Source organism: Cellulosimicrobium cellulans (assembly GCF_016907755.1).
In the GTDB taxonomy this organism is placed as follows: domain Bacteria; phylum Actinomycetota; class Actinomycetes; order Actinomycetales; family Cellulomonadaceae; genus Cellulosimicrobium; species Cellulosimicrobium cellulans_D.
In genome coordinates, this window is sequence record NZ_JAFBCN010000001.1 from 2,486,923 (window position 1) to 2,504,994 (window position 18,072).

The window sequence follows — 18,072 nt, forward strand, 5'->3', positions numbered from 1 at the left end:
GAGGCCCCCGGGCGCGGGAGCGCGGCCGGCGCCGGCCGCTCCTGGGGACGACGTCGGCCGCCGCCCCCTGGCGAGGGGCGACGGCCGGCGTTGGTGCGACCGCCCCGCAGGGCGGCCACGACGGGGTCAGGCGCGGACCGGCTCCGCCGCGGTGCCGGGCTGGCCGCCCTCGACGGGCGCGCCGGTGGCGGCGAGCGCGACGCGCAGCGCGCCCCCGAGGGCCGCGTCGACGTTCGTCCAGTACGCGATCGCGCGCTCGCGGATGTCGTCGCTGCGGACGGCGCCGACGTGCCCCGTGATCGTCGCGAGGAAGCGGTCGCGCGCCGCGTCGTCGAACACCTCGCGGTAGAGCGTGCCCGCCTGCCCGAAGTCGTCGTCCTCCGGGTGCAGCGTCGCGGCGGAGCGCGTGAGCTCGCCGTCGGCCTCCCATCCCGCCGACTCGGCGGCGCGCGCCGGGTCGGCGTGCGCGCCGCCCTGGCTGTTGGGCGCGTAGACGGGCGTGGTCGCGGAGGAGAAGGAGTAGCGCATCGCGCCGTCCTTCGCGTACGAGTGCCCGCCCTCGGCCGCCGCGTGGGGAGCGTTCACGGGGAGCTGGGCGTGGTTCGTGCCCACGCGGTACCGGTGCGCGTCGGCGTAGGAGAAGATGCGCGCGAGCAGCATCTTGTCCGGGCTCGTCGCGATGCCGGGGACGAAGTTGCTCGGTGCGAACGTCGCCTGCTCGATCTGGGCGAAGTAGTTCTCCGGGTTGCGGTTGAGCTCCATCACGCCCACCTCCACCAGCGGGTAGTCCGCGTGCGGCCACACCTTGGTCAGGTCGAACGGGTTGAACCGGTAGGTCTTCGCGTCCTCGTACGGCATGACCTGGACCGAGAGCGTCCAGCGCGGGAAGTCGCCCGCGTCGATGTGGTCGTACAGGTCGCGGATGTGGTGGTCGGAGTCCGACCCGGCGAGCTGCGACGCCTCGTCGGCCGAGAGGTTGTCGATGCCCTGCGCGGTCTTGAAGTGGTACTTGACCCAGAACCGCTCGCCGGCCGCGTTGATCCACTGGTACGTGTGCGAGCCGAACCCGTCCATGTGGCGCCAGCTCGACGGCAGGCCGCGGTCGCCCATGAGCCAGGTCACCTGGTGCGCCGACTCGGGGGACAGGCTCCAGAAGTCCCACTGCATGTCGTTGTCGCGCAGGTTCGAGCCGGGCAGGCGCTTCTGCGAACGGATGAAGTCGGGGAACTTGATGCCGTCGCGCAGGAAGAACACGGGCGTGTTGTTGCCGACGAGGTCGTAGTTGCCCTCGGTCGTGTAGAACTTCAGCGCGAAGCCGCGCGGGTCGCGCCACGTGTCGGGGGAGCCCTGCTCGCCGGCGACGGAGGAGAAGCGCGCGAGCATCTCGGTCGTCGTGCCGGGCTGGAAGAGGGCCGCGCGCGTGAAGGCGCTCACGTCGTTCGTCACGGTGAACGTGCCGAACGCCCCGCCACCCTTGGCGTGCACGACGCGCTCGGGCACGCGCTCCCGGTTGAACTGGGCGAGCTTCTCGACGAGGTAGTGGTCGTGCAGGACGATCGGCCCGTCGGCGCCGACGGTCTGGGCGTGGGCGTCCGAGGCGACGGGCGCGCCGGCGTTCGTGGTGGTGAAGGGGGCGGTCATGGGTCTCCTTCCGTGGGCCGCGGTCGCGGCCCGTGTGGCGTTCTCATACCAGGATCTTCGTGAGAAAACGGGCGCTCTCCGGGTGCGCGAGGCCCGAGAGCGGGTCGGGGGTGGTCAGTCCGCGCAGTCGGGGCAGAGGCCCCAGAACGTCACCTCGGCGGTGTCGATCTGGAACCCCGACGTGCTGCTGGGGGTCAGGCAGGGCGCGTGGCCGACCGTGCAGTCCACGTCGGCGACGGCGCCGCAGCCCCGGCACACGACGTGGTGGTGGTTGTCGCCGAGGCGGCGCTCGTAGCGCGCCGGGTGGCCCGCGGGCTCGATCCGGCGGACCAGGCCCTTGTCGGTGAGCGTGTGCAGGACGTCGTAGACCGCCTGGACCGAGACGGAGCCGAGCGACGCGCGGGCCGCCCGCAGCACGTCGTCGGCGTCGGCGTGCTGGTGCACCTCGACCGCGTCGAGCACGGCGAGGCGGGCCGCGGTGACGCGCAGGCCGTGCTCGCGCAGCTCGCCCTCGTGGCGGGCGCGCCGTGGCCCGTCCTCGAGGGTCGTCCCCGCGGCGGGCGTCGCTCCTGTCGTCATGGCACCACTCTAACCACGTAAACTGGAAGAGTTCCAATGATGGAGGAGATCCGGACTCTGGCTCCCGCCGGGGACGGAGGCCCTGCTCGCGTCTGCTATTCTTGATGGCTGACCGACTCGTGCGCGTCTCCTCGTCCGCTTCCGGGCGACGGGTGGTGCGCGAGTGCGCAAGTGGATCTCATCCCACCCGGGTCTCGACCGTCGACGAACGTCGCGACAGAGGCCGGGTCCTGGTCCGGGACGGCTCCCTCGGGAGCCGCTCCGACGTGGTCGTCGCCCCGTGCGACGGCCCGACCTGATGGCCTCCGCCCTGCGCTCAGGGACGGAGGCCTTCTTCGTCCCGGGCGGTCTACCGACGACTTCCTAGGAGCATCACATCAGCGAGCCTCGCATCAACGATCGGATCCGCGTCCCCGAGGTCCGACTCATCGGTCCCGGCGGGGAGCAGGTCGGCGTCGTCCGCACCGAGGTTGCCCTGAGCCTTGCCCAGGACGCGGACCTCGACCTCGTCGAGGTCGCCCCGGACGCCCGGCCCCCCGTCGCCAAGCTCATGGACTTCGGCAAGTTCAAGTACGAGTCCGACATGAAGGCGCGTGAGGCGCGGCGCAACCAGGCGAACACGGTCCTCAAGGAGATCCGCTTCCGCCTGAAGATCGACCCGCACGACTACGGCACCAAGAAGGGCCACGTCGAGCGCTTCCTCGCCGCCGGCGACAAGGTCAAGGTCATGATCATGTTCCGTGGCCGCGAGCAGTCCCGCCCGGAGATGGGCGTGCGTCTCCTCCAGCGCCTCGCGGAGGACGTCGCGGAGCTCGGCTTCGTGGAGTCCATGCCGAAGCAGGACGGCCGCAACATGACCATGGTGCTCGGCCCGGTGAAGAAGAAGGCCGACGCCAAGAGCGAGCAGCGCAAGCGGGCGCAGGAGGCCGAGCCCCGCCTGACGAAGTCCGCCCAGCGCGCCGCGGCGCGGACCGGCGACGAGACCGAGGTCGAGGAACTCGACGTTCCCGAGGTCTCCGAGACCACCGAGGCCCCTGCGGTCGAGGCTGCTCCGGCTCCGGCCGAGGACGTCGAGTCCGTCGAGGCTCCGGTGGAGGAGGCGCCCGCGCCGAAGGCCGCCCCCGCCCCGAAGGCCGCTCCCGCCCCCAGGGCGGCGGCCGCGCCGAAGGCTCCTGCTGCTCCGCGATCGGCACCCGCGCCGCGTCCGGCCACGGCACCGCGTCCCGCTGCTGCCCGACCGGCCGCGGACTCGAAGCCCGCCGCGCCCCGTCCGGCACCGGCGGCTCCGTCCGCGCCGGCCACCGGCGCCAAGCCGGCGGCCCCCAAGCCTGCCGCGCCCAAGCCGAGCGCCCCGCGCCCGGCGCCCAAGCCGGCACCGCGAGGCAAGGCCGGCTGACGGCCGGCAGCACAGACCGACCCTGCTCGGGGTCCGGGCCCACCGGCCAGGACCCGAACACGTCGGCCGCCGCGAGGCGGCTGACCGGACACAAGGAGAGACGGCAGTCATGCCGAAGAACAAGACGCACTCGGGTGCCAAGAAGCGCTTCCGCATCACGGGTACCGGCAAGGTCATGCGCGAGCAGGCCAACGCTCGACACCTGCTCGAGCACAAGGCCACCAAGCGCAAGCGCCGCCTCGCCCAGGACCAGGTGGTCTCGCCCGCCGACGTCAAGACCATCAAGAAGCTGCTCGGCAAGTGACCCGGCAGGTGGCGGGACCCGCCACCGACCGGCTCACCCCTGAGCCCCGAACTGCAAGGAGCATCACGTGGCACGCGTGAAGCGGGCGGTCAACGCCCAGAAGAAGCGCCGTACGACCCTCGAGCGCGCCAGCGGCTACCGCGGCCAGCGCTCGCGCCTCTACCGCAAGGCGAAGGAGCAGGTCACCCACTCCCTCGTCTACTCCTACCGTGACCGCAAGGCGCGCAAGGGCGACTTCCGCAAGCTGTGGATCCAGCGCATCAACGCGGCGTCGCGCGCGCAGGGCCTGACGTACAACCGCCTCATCCAGGGCCTCAAGGCCGCGGGTGTCGAGGTCGACCGTCGCCTGCTCGCCGAGCTCGCGGTCAACGACGTGGCCGCGTTCAACGCGCTGGTCCAGGTCGCGAAGGACGCGCTCCCCGAGGACGTCAACGCGCCGAAGGCCGCAGCCTGACCGGCACCTCACCTGGCCGCACGTCGGCCCCGGACGCCCGGTCGGCGCCCGGTCCGCTCGACCTCACGCTGACGAACCCTCGCAGCGACCGGGTCAAGGCGGTCCGTGCGCTGGCCGGGCGTCCGGCGCGTTCGCGGCACGGACAGCTCCTCGTGGAGGGCCCCCAGGGCGTGCGCGAGGCCGTGCGGCTCGCGCCCGACCGGGTGCGTGACGTCTACGTGACGCCGACGGCAGGCGAGCGGTATCCGGAGATCGTCGGGGACGCCCGCGCGGCGGGGTTGCACGTCCATGTCGCGACCGCCGAGGTGCTGACCGCGATGAGCGCCGACGCGCAGGGCGTGCTCGCCGTCGTCCGCACGCAGGAGCGGACGCTCTCGGACGTCGTCAGCATGCTGGCGACCCCCGGGAGGGAGCGGCCCGCCCTCGTCGCGGTGCTCGCGACGGTCCGCGACCCCGGGAACGCGGGGACGGTGATCCGGGCCGCCGACGCGGCGGGCGCGGACGCGGTCGTGCTCGCGGGCGAGAGCGTGGACGTGCACAACCCCAAGGTCGTGCGGTCGACGGCCGGATCGCTGTTCCACGTGCCCGTGGTGACGGGCGTGAGCCTGGCGGACGCCCTGGCTGCGCTGCGGGGCGCCGGGCTCACGGTCCTGGCGGCCGACGGCGCGGGGGACCTGGACCTGGACGACCTGCTCGACGTGGCGGGCACCTCGGACGCAGGGACCGGCGCCGGCACGACACGCCGCGTCGACCTCGCCGCGCCCACGGCCTGGGTCTTCGGGAACGAGGCCTGGGGCCTGCCTGCGGAGGACCGGGCGCTGGCCGACGCCGTCGTGCGCGTACCGATCCGCGGTCGGGCGGAGTCCCTGAACCTCGCGACGGCTGCGACGGTGTGCCTCTACGCCTCGAGCCGGGCGCACCGGCCCGCCCGGCGCCCGGCGGCCTCGGACGAGCACGCGTGAGCCTGTTCGCCGCGCTCTACCCGAGCGCCGCGGCGCTCGACCATCTCGCGCTCGCGCTGTCGGGCGCGAGCGCCCAGGAGTCGCGTCGCCCGGACGGCGCCCCGCTCGTGCGGTGGACCCCGCCCGAGCTGTGGCACGTCACGGTCTCGTTCTTCGGGGACGTGCCGGACGGGTCGGTCCCCGACCTCGCGGCCGCGCTCGGCCCGGTCGCGGGCGAGGCCGCGCCGCTGTCCCTGCGGCTGCGCGGTGCGGGCGTCTTCGACCGGCGGGTGCTGTGGGTCGGCGTCGGGGGCGCCGACGCGGACGCGCTCCGCGACCTCAGCGCGGCCGTCGCGGAGGCGGCCGGGGACGCCGGCGTCCGCGTCGACCGGCGTCCGCGGCAGCGTGCCCACCTGACCGTGGCGCGCGCGGCCGCAGGTGCCCGCCAGGCCCGCCGTCGTGCGCGCCCCGGGGGTCGCGCCCCTGGGGGCCACGCAGACGCGCGCACGGCAGGCGACCCGCTCGCCGGGCCCGCCGCGGCGCTCTCCGTCTACGCGGGGCCCGACTGGACCGCGAGCGAGCTCCACCTCGTCGAGTCCGCGTCCGGCGACCTGCCGGGGGACGCGTCCGGCCGTCGCGTCTACCGCACGTTCGAGGCACTGCCGCTCTCCGGCGACGTCTGAGCGCACGACCGGTGCGCGAGCGCCTGTGCCATCATGGCTGTCATGAGCAAGCACGGTGGTCGTCGATTTCCCGGGCCCGTCACGGGCCCGCGCGACTGACGCGTGCACCCCTCCCGCCTGCGGCGGGACGGACCGGGGCCGGACGGGCGCCCTAGAATGACGGCGACGCGCGCACGAGCGCGCGCACGCGCGCGCCCCGTGCGCCGCGCCCCGCGGGACGACCCCTGAGCAGATACCTGCCCGGGCCGTCGCCCGCTCCCGCAGTCCCGCCCTCGCCAGGAAGGCACGCATGTCCAGCCCTGACGCCGACGTCGTCACCCCCGTCACGGGGGACGGCGGCCCGGACACCCCGACCGCTCTCTCCCCGCTCGACGCCGACGCGCTCCAGCGCGCGCTCGACGCCGCCCTCGCCGCGATCGCCGGGGCCGGCGACCTCGACGCGCTGAAGCTCGTGCGCACCGAGCACACGGGCGACCGCAGCGCGCTCGCGCTCGCGAACCGCCAGATCGGCTCGCTCGCGCCGGCGGACAAGAAGACCGCGGGCAAGCTCCTCGGCCCGCTGCGCGGCCGCGTGAACCAGGCGCTGGCCGCGCGCCAGGCCGAGCTCGAGGCCGAGCGCGACGAGCGCGTGCTCGTCGAGGAGGCCGTGGACGTCACGCTCCCGGTCGACCGCGTGCCCTCGGGCGCGCGGCACCCGCTGGAGACGCTCCAGGAGCGCGTGGCCGACTTCTTCGTCGGACTCGGCTGGGAGATCGCCGAGGGGCCCGAGGTCGAGGCCGAGTGGTTCAACTTCGACGCGCTGAACTTCGGCGTCGACCACCCGGCGCGGCAGATGCAGGACACGTTCTACGTGGCCGGAACGGGCGGCCCCGAGGGTGCTGCGGCGCCGTCGAACCTCGTGCTGCGCACGCACACGTCACCCGTGCAGGCGCGTTCGCTCCTGGAGCGCGGCGTGCCGCTGTACGTCGCGTGCCCGGGCAAGACGTTCCGCACCGACGCGCTCGACGCCACGCACACGCCCGTCTTCCACCAGGTCGAGGGTCTGGCGATCGACGAGGGCCTGACCATGGCGAACCTGCTGGGGACGCTCGACGCGTTCGCGCGCGCCATGTTCGGCCCCGAGGCGCGCACGCGCCTGCGCCCGAGCTACTTCCCGTTCACCGAGCCGAGCGCCGAGATGGACCTGTGGTTCCCGCAGAAGAAGGGCGGGCCCGGCTGGATCGAGTGGGGCGGCTGCGGCATGGTCAACCCGAACGTGCTGCGGTCCGTCGGGGTCGACCCCGACGTGTACTCGGGCTTCGCGTTCGGCATGGGCATCGAGCGCACGCTCATGCTGCGCCACGGGATCGCGGACATGCACGACATGGTGGAGGGCGACGTGCGCTTCTCCGCCCAGTTCGGAACGGAGATCTGATGCCCTACGTCGCCATCGACTGGCTGGGCGACCACGTCGAGCTGCCCGAGGGGCTCACCGCCGAGCGGCTCGCCGCCGACCTCGTCCGTGTCGGCCTGGAGGAGGAGGCGATCCACGGTGCTGCCGTGACGGGTCCCCTCGTCGTCGGGCGCGTCCTGGAGATGACGCCCGAGCCGCAGAAGAACGGCAAGACGATCAACTGGTGCCTGGTCGACGTCGGCCCGGAGCACAACGTCGCCGAGATCAAGGGCGTCGACCCCGCCGACGTGCCGGCCGGCGCGCGCGGCATCGTGTGCGGCGCGCACAACTTCGCGCCGGGCGACCTCGTCGTCGTCGCGCTGCCGGGCTCCGTCCTGCCCGGGCCGTTCGCCATCGCGAGCCGCAAGACGTACGGGCACGTGTCCGACGGCATGATCTGCTCGCAGCGCGAGCTCGGGCTCGGCGAGGACCACGACGGCATCATCGTGCTGCCGCGGCTCGGGTACGCGGTGGAGGACCTGGCCCCGGGCCAGGACGCCGTCGCGCTGCTCGGGCTCGGTGACGAGGTCCTCGAGATCAACGTGACGCCCGACCGCGGGTACGCGTTCTCCTACCGCGGCGTCGCGCGCGAGTTCTCGCACTCGACGGGCGCGCGCTTCACCGACCCCGGCCTGCCGGGCTCGCTGCCGACCCCGCCGCCCGCCGCGACGCCCGACGGCTTCCCCGTCGAGGTGGACGACGCGGCGCCGGTCCACGGCGTCGTCGGGTGCGACCGGTTCGTCACGCGCGTCGTGCGGGGGATCGACCCCGCGGCGCAGACCCCCGCGTGGATGCAGCGCCGGCTCACGGCGTCGGGCATGCGGCCGATCTCGCTCGCGGTCGACGTGACGAACTACGTCATGCTCGACCTGGGCCAGCCGCTGCACGCGTACGACCTCGAGCAGGTCGCGGCGCCGATCGTCGTGCGCCGCGCCGCGCCGGGCGAGCGTCTGGTGACCCTCGACGACGTGGACCGGGCGCTCGACCCCGAGGACCTGCTCATCACGGACAGCCCCGAGGGTGCGCGCGCGTCGCGCGTGCTCGGGCTCGCGGGCGTCATGGGCGGTGCCTCCTCGGAGGTCGGCCCGACGACGACGGCCGTGCTCGTCGAGGCCGCGCACTTCGACCCGGTGACGGTCGCGCGCACGTCGCGCCGCCACAAGCTGTCGAGCGAGGCGGCGAAGCGGTTCGAGCGCGGCGTCGACCCGCTGCTGCCCGCGGTCGCGGCGCAGCGCGTGGTCGACCTCCTCGTCGAGCTCGGCGGCGGGACCGCGGACCCGGCCGTGAGCGACCTCGACCGCGTCGCCGCGCCCACCGCGATCCGGCTCCCCGTGGGCGAGGCCGCGCGCCTCGTCGGGGTGCCCTACACGCTGGAGCAGGTCGTCGGGACGCTCGGCGCGATCGGGTGCACGGTCGAGGCGGACGACGTGGACGCCACGGGTGTGCTCGTGGTGACGCCGCCGTCGTGGCGGCCCGACCTCACGGAGCCCGCCGAGCTCGTGGAGGAGGTCGCGCGTCTCGTCGGCTACGACGAGATCCCGTCCCTGCTGCCCGCCGCTCCCGGTGGTCGCGGGCTCACGCGCGAGCAGCGCGTGCGCCGGTCGGTCGCCCGGGCGCTCGCGGAGGACGGGTTCGTCGAGACGCTGAGCTACCCGTTCGTCGGGGACGCGGAGCTGGACGCGCTGCGCCTGCCCGCGGACGACGAGCGCCGTCGGGCGCTGCGCCTGCTCAACCCGCTCGCCGACGACCGGCCGCTGATGCGCACGGACCTCCTGAGCACGCTGCTCGAGACGGCGCGCCGCAACGTCGGGCGCGGGCTGGGCGACGTCGCGCTGTTCGAGGTGGGCCTCGTGACGCACCCGCGGGCGGGAGCGCCCGCGGCGCCCGCGCTGCCGGGCGGTGTCCGGCCGTCCGACGACGAGCTCGCCGCGATCGACGCGTCGCTCCCGGCGCAGCCGCGTCACGTCGCGGGCGTCCTCGTCGGCCGCCGCGTGCGCGCCGGCTGGTGGGGAGCGGGCCGTGCCGCGGACTGGACCGACGCGCTCGCGGCGGCCCGCCTCGTGGTGGAACGTGCCGGCCTCCACGTGGGCGCCGACGTGTCCGTCGTGGCCGACACGGCGCGCGCCCCGTTCCACCCGGGCCGCTGCGCGCGCCTGGAGCTCGCGGACGGGACCGTGGTCGGGTACGCGGGCGAGCTGCACCCCAAGGTGCTCGAGAACCTCGGCCTGCCCGCGCGCACGGTGGCGTTCGAGGTCGACCTGTCCGCGCTCGTCGCCGCCTCGTCGGACGAGCCCGTGCAGGCGACGCCCGTCTCGGGCTTCCCGGCCGCCAAGGAGGACCTCGCGTTCGTGGTGGACGCCGGCGTGACCGCGCAGGCGCTGCGCGACGCGATCGTCGACGGTGCCGGGGACCTGGTCGAGGACGTCGCGCTGTTCGACGTCTTCACCGGCGAGCAGGTCGGCGCCGGGCGCAAGTCGCTGGCGTTCTCGCTGCGACTGCGCGCCGCGGACCGCACGCTGACGGCGGACGACGTCGCGCGCGTCCGCGAGGGTGCCGTGACGGCTGCGCGCGAGCGCGTGGGCGCGGAGCTGCGGGCGTGAGCGCGGGCGAGACGGGCCTGGTGGGCGCGGCGGGCACCGTCGCGCCCGCCCGGACGGCGCTCGTCACCGGTGCGTCGCGCGGCATCGGCCGCGCGATCGCGGTCGGCCTCGCCGCGGCCGGTCTCGACGTCGCGCTCCTCGCGCGCGACGCCGACCGGCTCGCGGGCGTGGCGGACGAGATCGGCGCCCTGACCGACAGCGGTGCGGGGCGCGCGGTCGTGGTCACGGCGGACGTCACGGACGCCGCGGCGGTCGCGGCGGCGGTCGGGGACGCGCAGGACGCCCTCGGGAGCGTCGACCTGCTCGTCAACAACGCGGGTCGCGTGGACGCCGAGGTACCGCTCTGGGAGGCGGACCCCGACGAGTGGTGGGCGATCGTCGAGACCAACGTGCGCGGACCGTTCCTCCTCGCGCGCGCCGTCGTCCCGGGGATGCTCGCGCGCGGGGGTGGCCGGGTCGTCGACCTCAACAGCGGCGCGGGCTCGCACGACATGGACGGTGCGAGCGCGTACAACGCCAGCAAGACGGCGCTCCTGCGGCTCGGCGCGAACCTGCACCGGTCCGGGTTCGCGCGCGGGCTGCGCACCTTCGAGGTCTCGCCGGGGGTCGTGCAGACCGACATGACGGCGTCGATGGTCATGCACGAGGGCCGCACCGAGTGGACCCCGGTGGAGCGCACGGTCGAGATGGTCGTCGCGATCGCGCGCGGCGAGCTCGACGCGTTCTCCGGCGCGTTCGTGCGCGTGACGCACGACTCCCCGGAGTCGTTGCGCGCCGCGGCCGAGGATGCCCTGGGCCGTGGGCACGCCCTGCCCGGCCCCGACGCGCGGCGCCTGCGCGTCACGCGCTGGGGTGCGGACGACCCGATGCCGGGAGAGCTCCCGGCCCGGTGACGTCCCGTCGGCGCCGGACGTGACCACCCGTCGCGTCGCGGACCCGCCGGGCTCCCAGCACCCAGCGCCGCCCGACCTCTCCGGTCGGGCGGCGCTCGTGCGTCCGTGGGCGACGCCTCCGACGGGCCGCGGGCAGCGCGCGGGGGGAGATCACCCGGCATCTGGTTGAAACTTCACGTACTCATCGGGGATGCTGTCCTGGACACCTGACCAAGTACCGGGCGGACACCGACGTCGCGGCTCGACGACGCCTGGGAGCGACGGATGACGACGGCACGCCCTGTCCGGCAGTGGAACGGCCTCACCGTTCCCGAGGCCGGGACCTACGCCCTGGACGAGGCGCACAAGCGCATCGGTTTCACCGGGATGCACATGATGGTGTCGCCCGTCCGGGGCGAGTTCACCCGGGCGCGCGCGACGATCCTGGTCGGCGAGGACCCGCTCGCGTCCGCCGTTTCCGCGACCATCGAGACCGCGAGCCTCACGACGCACCACGAGGAGCGCGACGCGCACCTGCGCAGCCCCGACTTCCTCGACGTCGACGCCTACCCGACGATCGAGTTCCGCAGCACGTCGGTCACGTGGCAGGGCGAGCAGCAGGACCAGATCCTCGCGTGGGCGCGGCTGCGGAACCGCTCGCCCGAGCGTGCCGAGCTCGCGCCGGAGCGGGTGCAGCCCCGGACGGCGCAGGCCGGGCGGTTCCTCGTCGAGGGGCTGCTCACCGTCCGAGGCGTCACGCACCGGACCGTGCTGTCGATGCAGTACGGGGGCGCGCGCCGCGACCCCTACGGTCGTGACATCTTCGGTTTCCACGCAGCGGCCGAGATCGACCGCGAGAGCTTCGGCCTCGTCTGGAACGTGCTGCTCGAGACCGGCGGGTTCCTCGTCGGCAAGAAGATCGGCCTCGAGATCGCGGGGGAGGCGATCCACCAGGCCTGACGCGGTGCGTCGCGCCCGCCGGTCCCCATGAGACCGGGGGAGGTCGTCCGGAGCGCGGGACGTAGCATGGCGAGCGACACGGGGTGCCCCGACACGGGGCTGAGATGAGACCCGTCGAACCTGCTCTGGCTCGTACCAGCGAAGGGATGTCCGGCGATGACGCTCGCCCTGCCCCCGCACGACCCCGCACCCCGGCACGACAGCACCCCTCTGCCCGCGGCCGGCCGCACGCCTGGTGCGGACGGCGTCCCCGGCCCGAGGCCCTCGCGGCCGCGCGTCCTGTCGATCGCCGGGACCGACCCGACCGGGGGCGCGGGCATCCAGGCGGACCTCAAGTCCTTCGCCGCGCACGGCGCGTATGGCATGGCCGTCACGACGGCGCTCGTCGCGCAGAACACGCACGGCGTGCGGTCCGTGCACGTCCCCGGCCCGGCGTTCCTGCGCGAGCAGCTCGACGCCGTGTCCGACGACGTCGAGATCGACGCCGTGAAGATCGGCATGGTGGCCGACGAGGCCAACGCCCGCGAGATCGGAGCCTGGCTCGACGCGCTCGCGGCCGCGCGGACCGACGCCGGGCTCCCACGGGCCTGGGTCGTCCTCGACCCCGTCATGGTCGCCACGTCGGGCCACCGGCTGCTCGACGCGGGCGCGGAGCAGGCGGTGCGCGACCTCGCGGCCCGGGCCGACGTCGTCACCCCCAACCTGCCCGAGCTGGCCGTCCTCGCGGGTCACGACGTCGCGACGACCTGGGACGACGCGCTGGCCCAGGCCGCGTCGTACGCGGCGACGAGCGGTGCCGTCGTGCTGCTCAAGGGCGGCCATCTCACCGGGGAGACGTCGCCGGACGCGCTCGTCGCGCCGGCCGCGGTCCCCGGCGCGTCACCCGCGGTCACCACGTTCGACGCGCCACGCGTCGACACCCCGCACACCCACGGCACGGGTTGCTCGCTCTCCGCGGCGCTCGCGGCCCTGCGCCCGCAGCGCGAGGGCTGGGAGGAGGCCGCGCGCGACGCGAAGGTGTGGCTCACGGGCGCCCTGCGGTCGGGCGCCGCGCTGAGGGTCGGGACGGGCCGGGGCCCGGTCGACCACCTGCACGCCGCGTCGCCCGTCCTGCCGCGCTGATCCTCTGCCCGCGTGAGGGCCTCCGGCGCGTCGGGTCAGGCGCGCGCCACGTCCTCCACGGCCGTCGCGTAGCCGCACTCGTAGCCGGGCGGCCACCAGCGCCAGGTCGTCACGACGTCCTGCGCCGCGACGCCCGCGGGACGGTCGGCGACGCACGCGTCCGCCTGCTGGCGCAGCCCGACGGTCACCCAGTACACGGCGAACGCCGCGGTGAGCAGGACGGCGAGGACGGTCACGGCGCGGCGCAGGGCGGGGGAGGGGCCGCCGTCGGACCCGTCCTCCTCGCCCGGCCGCGCGGGCACCCAGTCCCAGCTCACGCGGTGCCCGAGCCCGTGGCCTGCGCCGCTGCGTCGGGGACGAGCAGGACCTTGCCCGTGGTCGCGCGGCCCTCCAGAGCCCGGTGGGCGTCGGCGGCGTCGGCGAGCGGGAACGTGGCACCGACGCGCACGTGCAGCGTGCCGCCCGCGACCGCACCGAGCACCTCCGTCGCGCGCTCGACGAGCTCGGCGCGCGTCGCCGTGTGGTCGGCGAGCTTGGGGCGCGTGAGGAAGAGCGACCCGCCCGCGTTGAGCCGCTGCGGGTCGAACGGCGGGACCTGGCCGGAGGAGCCGCCGTAGAGCACGAGCGTGCCCCGGCGGCGCAGCGACGCGAGCGACGCGTCGAAGGTGTCCTTGCCCACCGAGTCGTACACCGCCGCGACGCCCTCGCCGCCCGTGAGCCCGCGCACGACCTCGGGCAGCTCGGCGGTGAGGTCCGCGAACGCCGTGTACTGGATCGCGTGCTCGGCACCCGCGCCGCGGGACAGCTCCGCCTTCTCGGGCGTCGACACCGTCGAGACGACGTGCGCGCCCCGCGCCACGAGCATCTGGGTCAGGAGCAGCCCGACACCGCCCGCGCCCGCGTGCACGAGCACGCGGTCGCCCGGGCGGACCGGGTACGACGACGTGCACAGGTAGTGCGCGGTGAGGCCCTGGAGCGCGACGGCGGTCGCGTCCTCGAGCGACACGGCGTCGGGGACGTGCAACGCCTGTGCCGCGTCCACGACGACGAGGTCCGCGTACGACCCCGGCGCCTCGGTCCACACGACGCGGTCGCCGACGGCGAAGCTTTCGACGCCCCCGCCCAGCCCGGCGACGACGCCCGCCCCCTCGCTGCCCACGACGTGCGGGTACTCCATCGCGTACACGCCGGAGCGCTTGTACGTGTCGATGAAGTTCACGCCCGCCACGGCGGACCGGACGAGGAGCTGCCCGGGACCCGGCGAGGGGTCGGGCAGCTCGGTGTACTCCAGGACGTCGGGGCCGCCCGCCTCGCGGGCCACGATCGCGTGCATGGCCCCAGCCTAGGGTCGGGCGGCGCCCCCGGTCCCCCCGACCACGACGGTGGACGGCACCGCCGCGGCGCCGCCGGGATCGTCGCCGAGCAGCCGGGGCGGGCGGGTGTGCCCGGCCGTCGCGTGCCAGCGCCCGAACCGGCGCTCGACGTGCACCGGGTGGTCGAAGCAGCGCGTGACGTTCTCCGTGACGAGCACGTCCTCCGCGGCTCCGACGACGACGACGCGGCCGTGCGCGAGCAGGAGCGCGTGGCTCGTCGTGGTCGGCAGCTCCTCGAGGTGGTGCGTCACCAGCACCGAGGCGACGCGCGGCCGGGTCGCGCGCACGGCGTCGAGCGTCTCGAGGAGCTGCTCGCGCGCGGCGACGTCGAGCCCGGTGGACGGTTCGTCGAGCAGCAGGAGGGCGGGATCGGGCAGGAGGGCGCGTGCCACGAGCGCTCGCCCGCGCTCGCCCTGGGAGAGCGTCGGCCAGGGGTCGTGCGCGCGGTGGGCAAGACCGAGGTCGGCGACGAGGCCCCGAGCGAGGCCGACCTCGTCCGGGGTCGGCTGCCAGCGCGGGCGCCAGTCGACGGTCCCCGTGAGGCCGGTCAGGGTCACCTCGAGCACGGTCAGCGGCGAGCGCAGGTCGTGACGCGGGTCGACGTGGCCGATGCGGCGGTGCAACGTCTGGATGTCCACGCGGCCCAGGCGCTCGCCGAGCACGTGGACCGTGCCCCGGGTCGGGTGGCGGCGCGCCCCGCAGAGCCCGAGGATCGTGCTCTTGCCCGCCCCGTTCGGTCCGAGCAGCGCCCAGTGCTCGCCCGCCCGGACGACGAGGTCGACGCCGTCGAGGATCGCCCGCCCCTCCCGCACCAGGTCGACGCCGCGCAGGGACAGGACCTCGGCGCTCACCGCTCGCCGCCCGTCGCGCCGGGGTCGCGCCCGGCGACCTTCGCGTGGACGGCGGCGAGGTGCTCGCGCGCCGCCGCGGACGCGCGGACGGCGTCACGGTCGCGCACCGCGTCGAGGATCGCCTCGTGCGCGTCCTGGTCGTGCCGGTGCGCCTCGCCCGCGCGGTCGAGGTCGACCATCGCGACCATCGCGCGACGCAGGCGCGGGACGAAGGTCGCGAACAGCTCGCCGAGCACCGCGTTGTGCGCGGCGTCGACGACGGCCCGGTGGAAGACGAGGTCCGCGTCCACGTACTCGGCGGCCGACGACGTCGCCGGGACCTGCCCGCGACGCGCGAGCGCCGTCGTCATCGCCCGGAGGTCGGCGGGGGTGCGGCGTGTGGCGGCGAGGCCTGCGGCCTCCGCCTCGAGCGCGGCGCGCACCTCCAGCACGTCGACGATCTCCCCGCGGCGCAGCACCTCGTCCCAGTCGTCCGCGGTGTCGGTCGACACGACGTACACGCCCGACCCCTGCCGGCTGTCGAGCACGCCGCGCCCCGCGAGCTGGCGGATCGCCTCGCGGACGGTCGAGCGCCCGACGCCGAGCTCGGTCGCGAGCGTCTGCTCGCCGGGCAGCCGGTGGTCGAGGGGCCAGACGCCGGAGCGCACGCGGTCGAGCAGGAGCTCGGCCGCCTGGTCCGCCAGGGGGCGGCGGTGCAGCGCGGTCATGGGAAACCTCTCAGGTTGTCTGAGGACTTGTCGCGCGCTAGCGTACCCGGCATGTCCTGGACGGCGCTCCTCCTTCGGCGCCACGGCGGGGTCTGACCGGACCGGCTCCCCGCCGTGGGGAACCGTCGCGCCGGTCGCCCCCCGTCCCGCCCTCGCGGGGCGCGACCCGAAGGACAGACCATGACCGCTCCCGCCACCGCTGCATGCACTCCCGACGCCTCGACCGAGAGCTCGTCCGATCCCACGACCGGCCTCCCGGCCGACGGAGGCGCGGCCACGTCCGCACCCGCCTGGAACCGCCAGCGCCCCTCGCGCATGCCCTCGTTCCGGTATGCCGACGTCCACGCCCGGGTCGACGTGCCGGAGCTCCCCGACCGCCGCTGGCCCTCGCGCCGCCTCACCCAGGCCCCGCTGTGGGTCCCGGTCGACCTGCGCGACGGCAACCAGGCGCTCGCGGAGCCGATGGACCCAGCGCGCAAGCGCCGCTTCTTCGAGCTGCTCGTCGCCATGGGCTACACCGAGATCGAGGTGGGCTACCCGTCGGCGTCGCAGACCGACTTCGACTTCGTGCGCCTGCTCGCCGAGACCGACCTCGCGCCCGAGCACGTCACGGTCGTCGTGTTCACGGCGGCGCGGTCGGACCTCATCGCGCGCACGTTCGAGGCCGTGCGTGGGCTGCGCAACCCCGTCGTCGTCCACGTGTACACCGCGACCGCGCCCGTCTGGCGCGACGTCGTCCTCGGCCGCGACCGCGAGGACCTCGCGCGTCTCGTCACGGACGCCGGGACCGACGTGCTGCGCCACGCCGGCGACGACCCGCGCGTCCGCTTCGAGTTCTCGCCCGAGGTGTTCAACCTCACCGAGCCCGACTACGTGCTCGACGTGTGCGACCGCATGACGACGCTGTGGGACGCGACGCCCGAACGCCCCGTGATCCTCAACCTGCCCGCCACGGTCGAGGTCGCGACGCCCAACGTCTACGCCGACCAGATCGAGTACATGGACCGCCACCTCGCGCGGCGCGAATCCGTGATCCTCTCCGTGCACCCGCACAACGACCGCGGGACCGGCGTCGCGTGCGCCGAGCTCGCCGTCCTCGCCGGGGCGCAGCGCGTCGAGGGTTGCCTCTTCGGCAACGGCGAGCGCACCGGGAACGTCGACCTCGTGACCCTCGGCCTCAACCTGCACGCGCAGGGCGTCGACCCGATGGTCGACTTCTCCGACCTCGACGGGATCCGCGACGTCGTCGTCGCGTGCAACCGGATCGACGTGCACCCGCGCCACCCCTATGTGGGCGAGCTGGTCCACACCGCCTACTCCGGCACGCACCAGGACGCGATCCGCAAGGGCATGGAACGCCACCGGGCCGACGCCGCGGCGTCGGGCCTCGACCCGGCGGCGGCGCCGTGGCGCGTGCCCTACCTGCCGGTCGACCCCGCCGACCTCGGGCGGTCGTACGAGGCCCTCGTCCGCGTGAACAGCCAGTCCGGCAAGGGCGGCGTCGCGTACGTGCTGCACTCCGTGCACGGCCTCGACCTGCCTCGCGGCCTCCAGGTCGACCTCGCGCGCCGCGTCCAGGCGCACGCCGACGCCACCGGCGCCGAGGTGACGCCCGACGCGCTCCTCACGCTGTTCGACGCGGCCTATGCCCGGCCCGGCGTCGTCGAGCCGGTCTCCTGGACGAGCCGCCGCGCCGGCGACGGGACCGAGCGCCTCGACCTCCAGGGCACGGTCGACGGCGAGCGCATCGGCATCTCCGGGACGGGGGCCGGCGTGGTCGACGCCCTCGTCGACGCGCTGACCCGACTCGGCCGTCCGGTCAAGATCCTCTCGCTCGCCCAGCAGTCCGTCGGCACCGGCAGCGACGCGACCGCGATCACCTACCTCGAGCACCGCGGCCCCGACGGCGCCCCGCGCTGGACCGTGGGTCGCGACACCTCCGTCCTCGGCGCGAGCGTCCGCGCCGTCTGCGCGGCGACGTCCTGAGCTCGTCGGGTCCGCGGCCCTCGTTCGAGCCGTACACCTGGTGACGAGACGCGAGAAATGGCCCCGAGGACGAGGTTCCGAGGGTCCACTTCTCGCATCTCGGCCGGGGATCACCCGCCACGCGGGCGGTAGGACGGTCCCTACGCCCGGACCGGGCGTGACCGCCGGACC

The 18,072-nt window shown here is 75.0% G+C and carries 17 protein-coding genes and 1 riboswitch; of the genes, 11 read left to right on the forward strand and 6 right to left on the reverse strand.

All coding sequences use genetic code 11. The annotated features are described in order from the left end of the window. Positions 1-126: 126 nt before the first annotated feature. Positions 127-1,641, reverse strand: a complete 1,515-nt coding sequence (locus JOE63_RS10730) for a catalase (RefSeq protein WP_204541263.1) — start codon at positions 1,639-1,641, stop codon at positions 127-129. A 114-nt stretch (positions 1,642-1,755) separates the two neighbouring features. Beyond that, positions 1,756-2,220: a Fur family transcriptional regulator gene (locus JOE63_RS10735; protein WP_087471838.1), complete on the reverse strand. Its 465-nt coding sequence runs from the start codon at positions 2,218-2,220 to the stop codon at positions 1,756-1,758. 427 nt (positions 2,221-2,647) lie between these two features. Between JOE63_RS10735 and infC the strand changes: the two genes are divergently transcribed. From infC to thiD, 10 genes are all read left to right on the forward strand, one after another. Continuing rightward, positions 2,648-3,616: a translation initiation factor IF-3 gene (gene infC / locus JOE63_RS21425; RefSeq protein WP_279627909.1), complete on the forward strand. Its 969-nt coding sequence runs from the start codon at positions 2,648-2,650 to the stop codon at positions 3,614-3,616. A 109-nt stretch (positions 3,617-3,725) separates the two neighbouring features. Continuing rightward, positions 3,726-3,920, forward strand: a complete 195-nt coding sequence (gene rpmI, locus JOE63_RS10745; protein WP_047233980.1) for a 50S ribosomal protein L35 — start codon at positions 3,726-3,728, stop codon at positions 3,918-3,920. Positions 3,921-3,987: 67 nt separating this feature from the next. Then, positions 3,988-4,374: a 50S ribosomal protein L20 gene (gene rplT / locus JOE63_RS10750; RefSeq protein WP_024840664.1), complete on the forward strand. Its 387-nt coding sequence runs from the start codon at positions 3,988-3,990 to the stop codon at positions 4,372-4,374. A gap of 68 nt (positions 4,375-4,442) precedes the next feature. Beyond that, positions 4,443-5,336 carry a TrmH family RNA methyltransferase gene (locus tag JOE63_RS10755; RefSeq protein WP_087472918.1) on the forward strand — a complete coding sequence of 298 codons (894 nt, stop codon included), beginning with the start codon at positions 4,443-4,445 and terminating at the stop codon, positions 5,334-5,336. After that, the gene (gene thpR, locus JOE63_RS10760; protein ID WP_087471840.1) at positions 5,333-5,998 is read left to right on the forward strand and encodes an RNA 2',3'-cyclic phosphodiesterase; all 666 of its coding nucleotides are present in this window, start codon (positions 5,333-5,335) and stop codon (positions 5,996-5,998) included. Before JOE63_RS10755 ends, thpR begins: the two co-directional genes overlap by 4 nt. 289 nt (positions 5,999-6,287) lie before the next feature. Continuing rightward, positions 6,288-7,412 (forward strand): phenylalanine--tRNA ligase subunit alpha, encoded by a 1,125-nt coding sequence (pheS, locus tag JOE63_RS10765; RefSeq protein WP_087471841.1) that lies wholly within the window; start codon positions 6,288-6,290, stop codon positions 7,410-7,412. Next, positions 7,412-10,030 (forward strand): phenylalanine--tRNA ligase subunit beta, encoded by a 2,619-nt coding sequence (gene pheT, locus JOE63_RS10770; protein ID WP_204541266.1) that lies wholly within the window; start codon positions 7,412-7,414, stop codon positions 10,028-10,030. The genes pheS and pheT overlap by 1 nt, the downstream gene beginning before the upstream one ends. Next, positions 10,027-10,923, forward strand: a complete 897-nt coding sequence (locus JOE63_RS10775; RefSeq protein ID WP_244286128.1) for an SDR family oxidoreductase — start codon at positions 10,027-10,029, stop codon at positions 10,921-10,923. Before pheT ends, JOE63_RS10775 begins: the two co-directional genes overlap by 4 nt. 264 nt (positions 10,924-11,187) lie before the next feature. Next, positions 11,188-11,862, forward strand: a complete 675-nt coding sequence (locus JOE63_RS10780; RefSeq protein ID WP_087471843.1) for a YceI family protein — start codon at positions 11,188-11,190, stop codon at positions 11,860-11,862. Positions 11,863-11,931: 69 nt separating this feature from the next. Beyond that, a riboswitch (TPP riboswitch) is annotated at positions 11,932-12,026 on the forward strand. After that, the gene (gene thiD / locus JOE63_RS10785) at positions 12,019-12,984 is read left to right on the forward strand and encodes a bifunctional hydroxymethylpyrimidine kinase/phosphomethylpyrimidine kinase (protein ID WP_087471844.1); all 966 of its coding nucleotides are present in this window, start codon (positions 12,019-12,021) and stop codon (positions 12,982-12,984) included. Its footprint overlaps the riboswitch before it by 8 nt. 35 nt (positions 12,985-13,019) lie before the next feature. Here the strand turns inward: thiD and JOE63_RS10790 are convergent, their stop codons facing one another. From JOE63_RS10790 to JOE63_RS10805, 4 genes are read right to left on the reverse strand one after another with little or no spacing between them, the layout of a single operon-like run. Beyond that, positions 13,020-13,301 carry a hypothetical protein gene (locus tag JOE63_RS10790; protein WP_087471845.1) on the reverse strand — a complete coding sequence of 94 codons (282 nt, stop codon included), beginning with the start codon at positions 13,299-13,301 and terminating at the stop codon, positions 13,020-13,022. Further along, positions 13,298-14,317 (reverse strand): quinone oxidoreductase family protein, encoded by a 1,020-nt coding sequence (locus JOE63_RS10795; RefSeq protein WP_204541269.1) that lies wholly within the window; start codon positions 14,315-14,317, stop codon positions 13,298-13,300. The genes JOE63_RS10790 and JOE63_RS10795 overlap by 4 nt, the downstream gene beginning before the upstream one ends. Before the next feature lie 9 nt (positions 14,318-14,326). Then, positions 14,327-15,208 (reverse strand): ABC transporter ATP-binding protein, encoded by an 882-nt coding sequence (locus tag JOE63_RS10800; RefSeq protein ID WP_204541273.1) that lies wholly within the window; start codon positions 15,206-15,208, stop codon positions 14,327-14,329. Continuing rightward, on the reverse strand, positions 15,205-15,915 hold the full coding sequence (locus JOE63_RS10805; protein ID WP_087471848.1) for a FadR/GntR family transcriptional regulator: 711 nt from the start codon (positions 15,913-15,915) through the stop codon (positions 15,205-15,207). The genes JOE63_RS10800 and JOE63_RS10805 overlap by 4 nt, the downstream gene beginning before the upstream one ends. A gap of 180 nt (positions 15,916-16,095) precedes the next feature. Here JOE63_RS10805 and JOE63_RS10810 point away from each other — a divergent pair, with 180 nt between their 5' ends. Then, entirely contained in the window at positions 16,096-17,901 is a 1,806-nt protein-coding gene (locus JOE63_RS10810) for a 2-isopropylmalate synthase (protein ID WP_374059025.1), read from the forward strand. Positions 17,902-18,072: the final 171 nt, after the last annotated feature.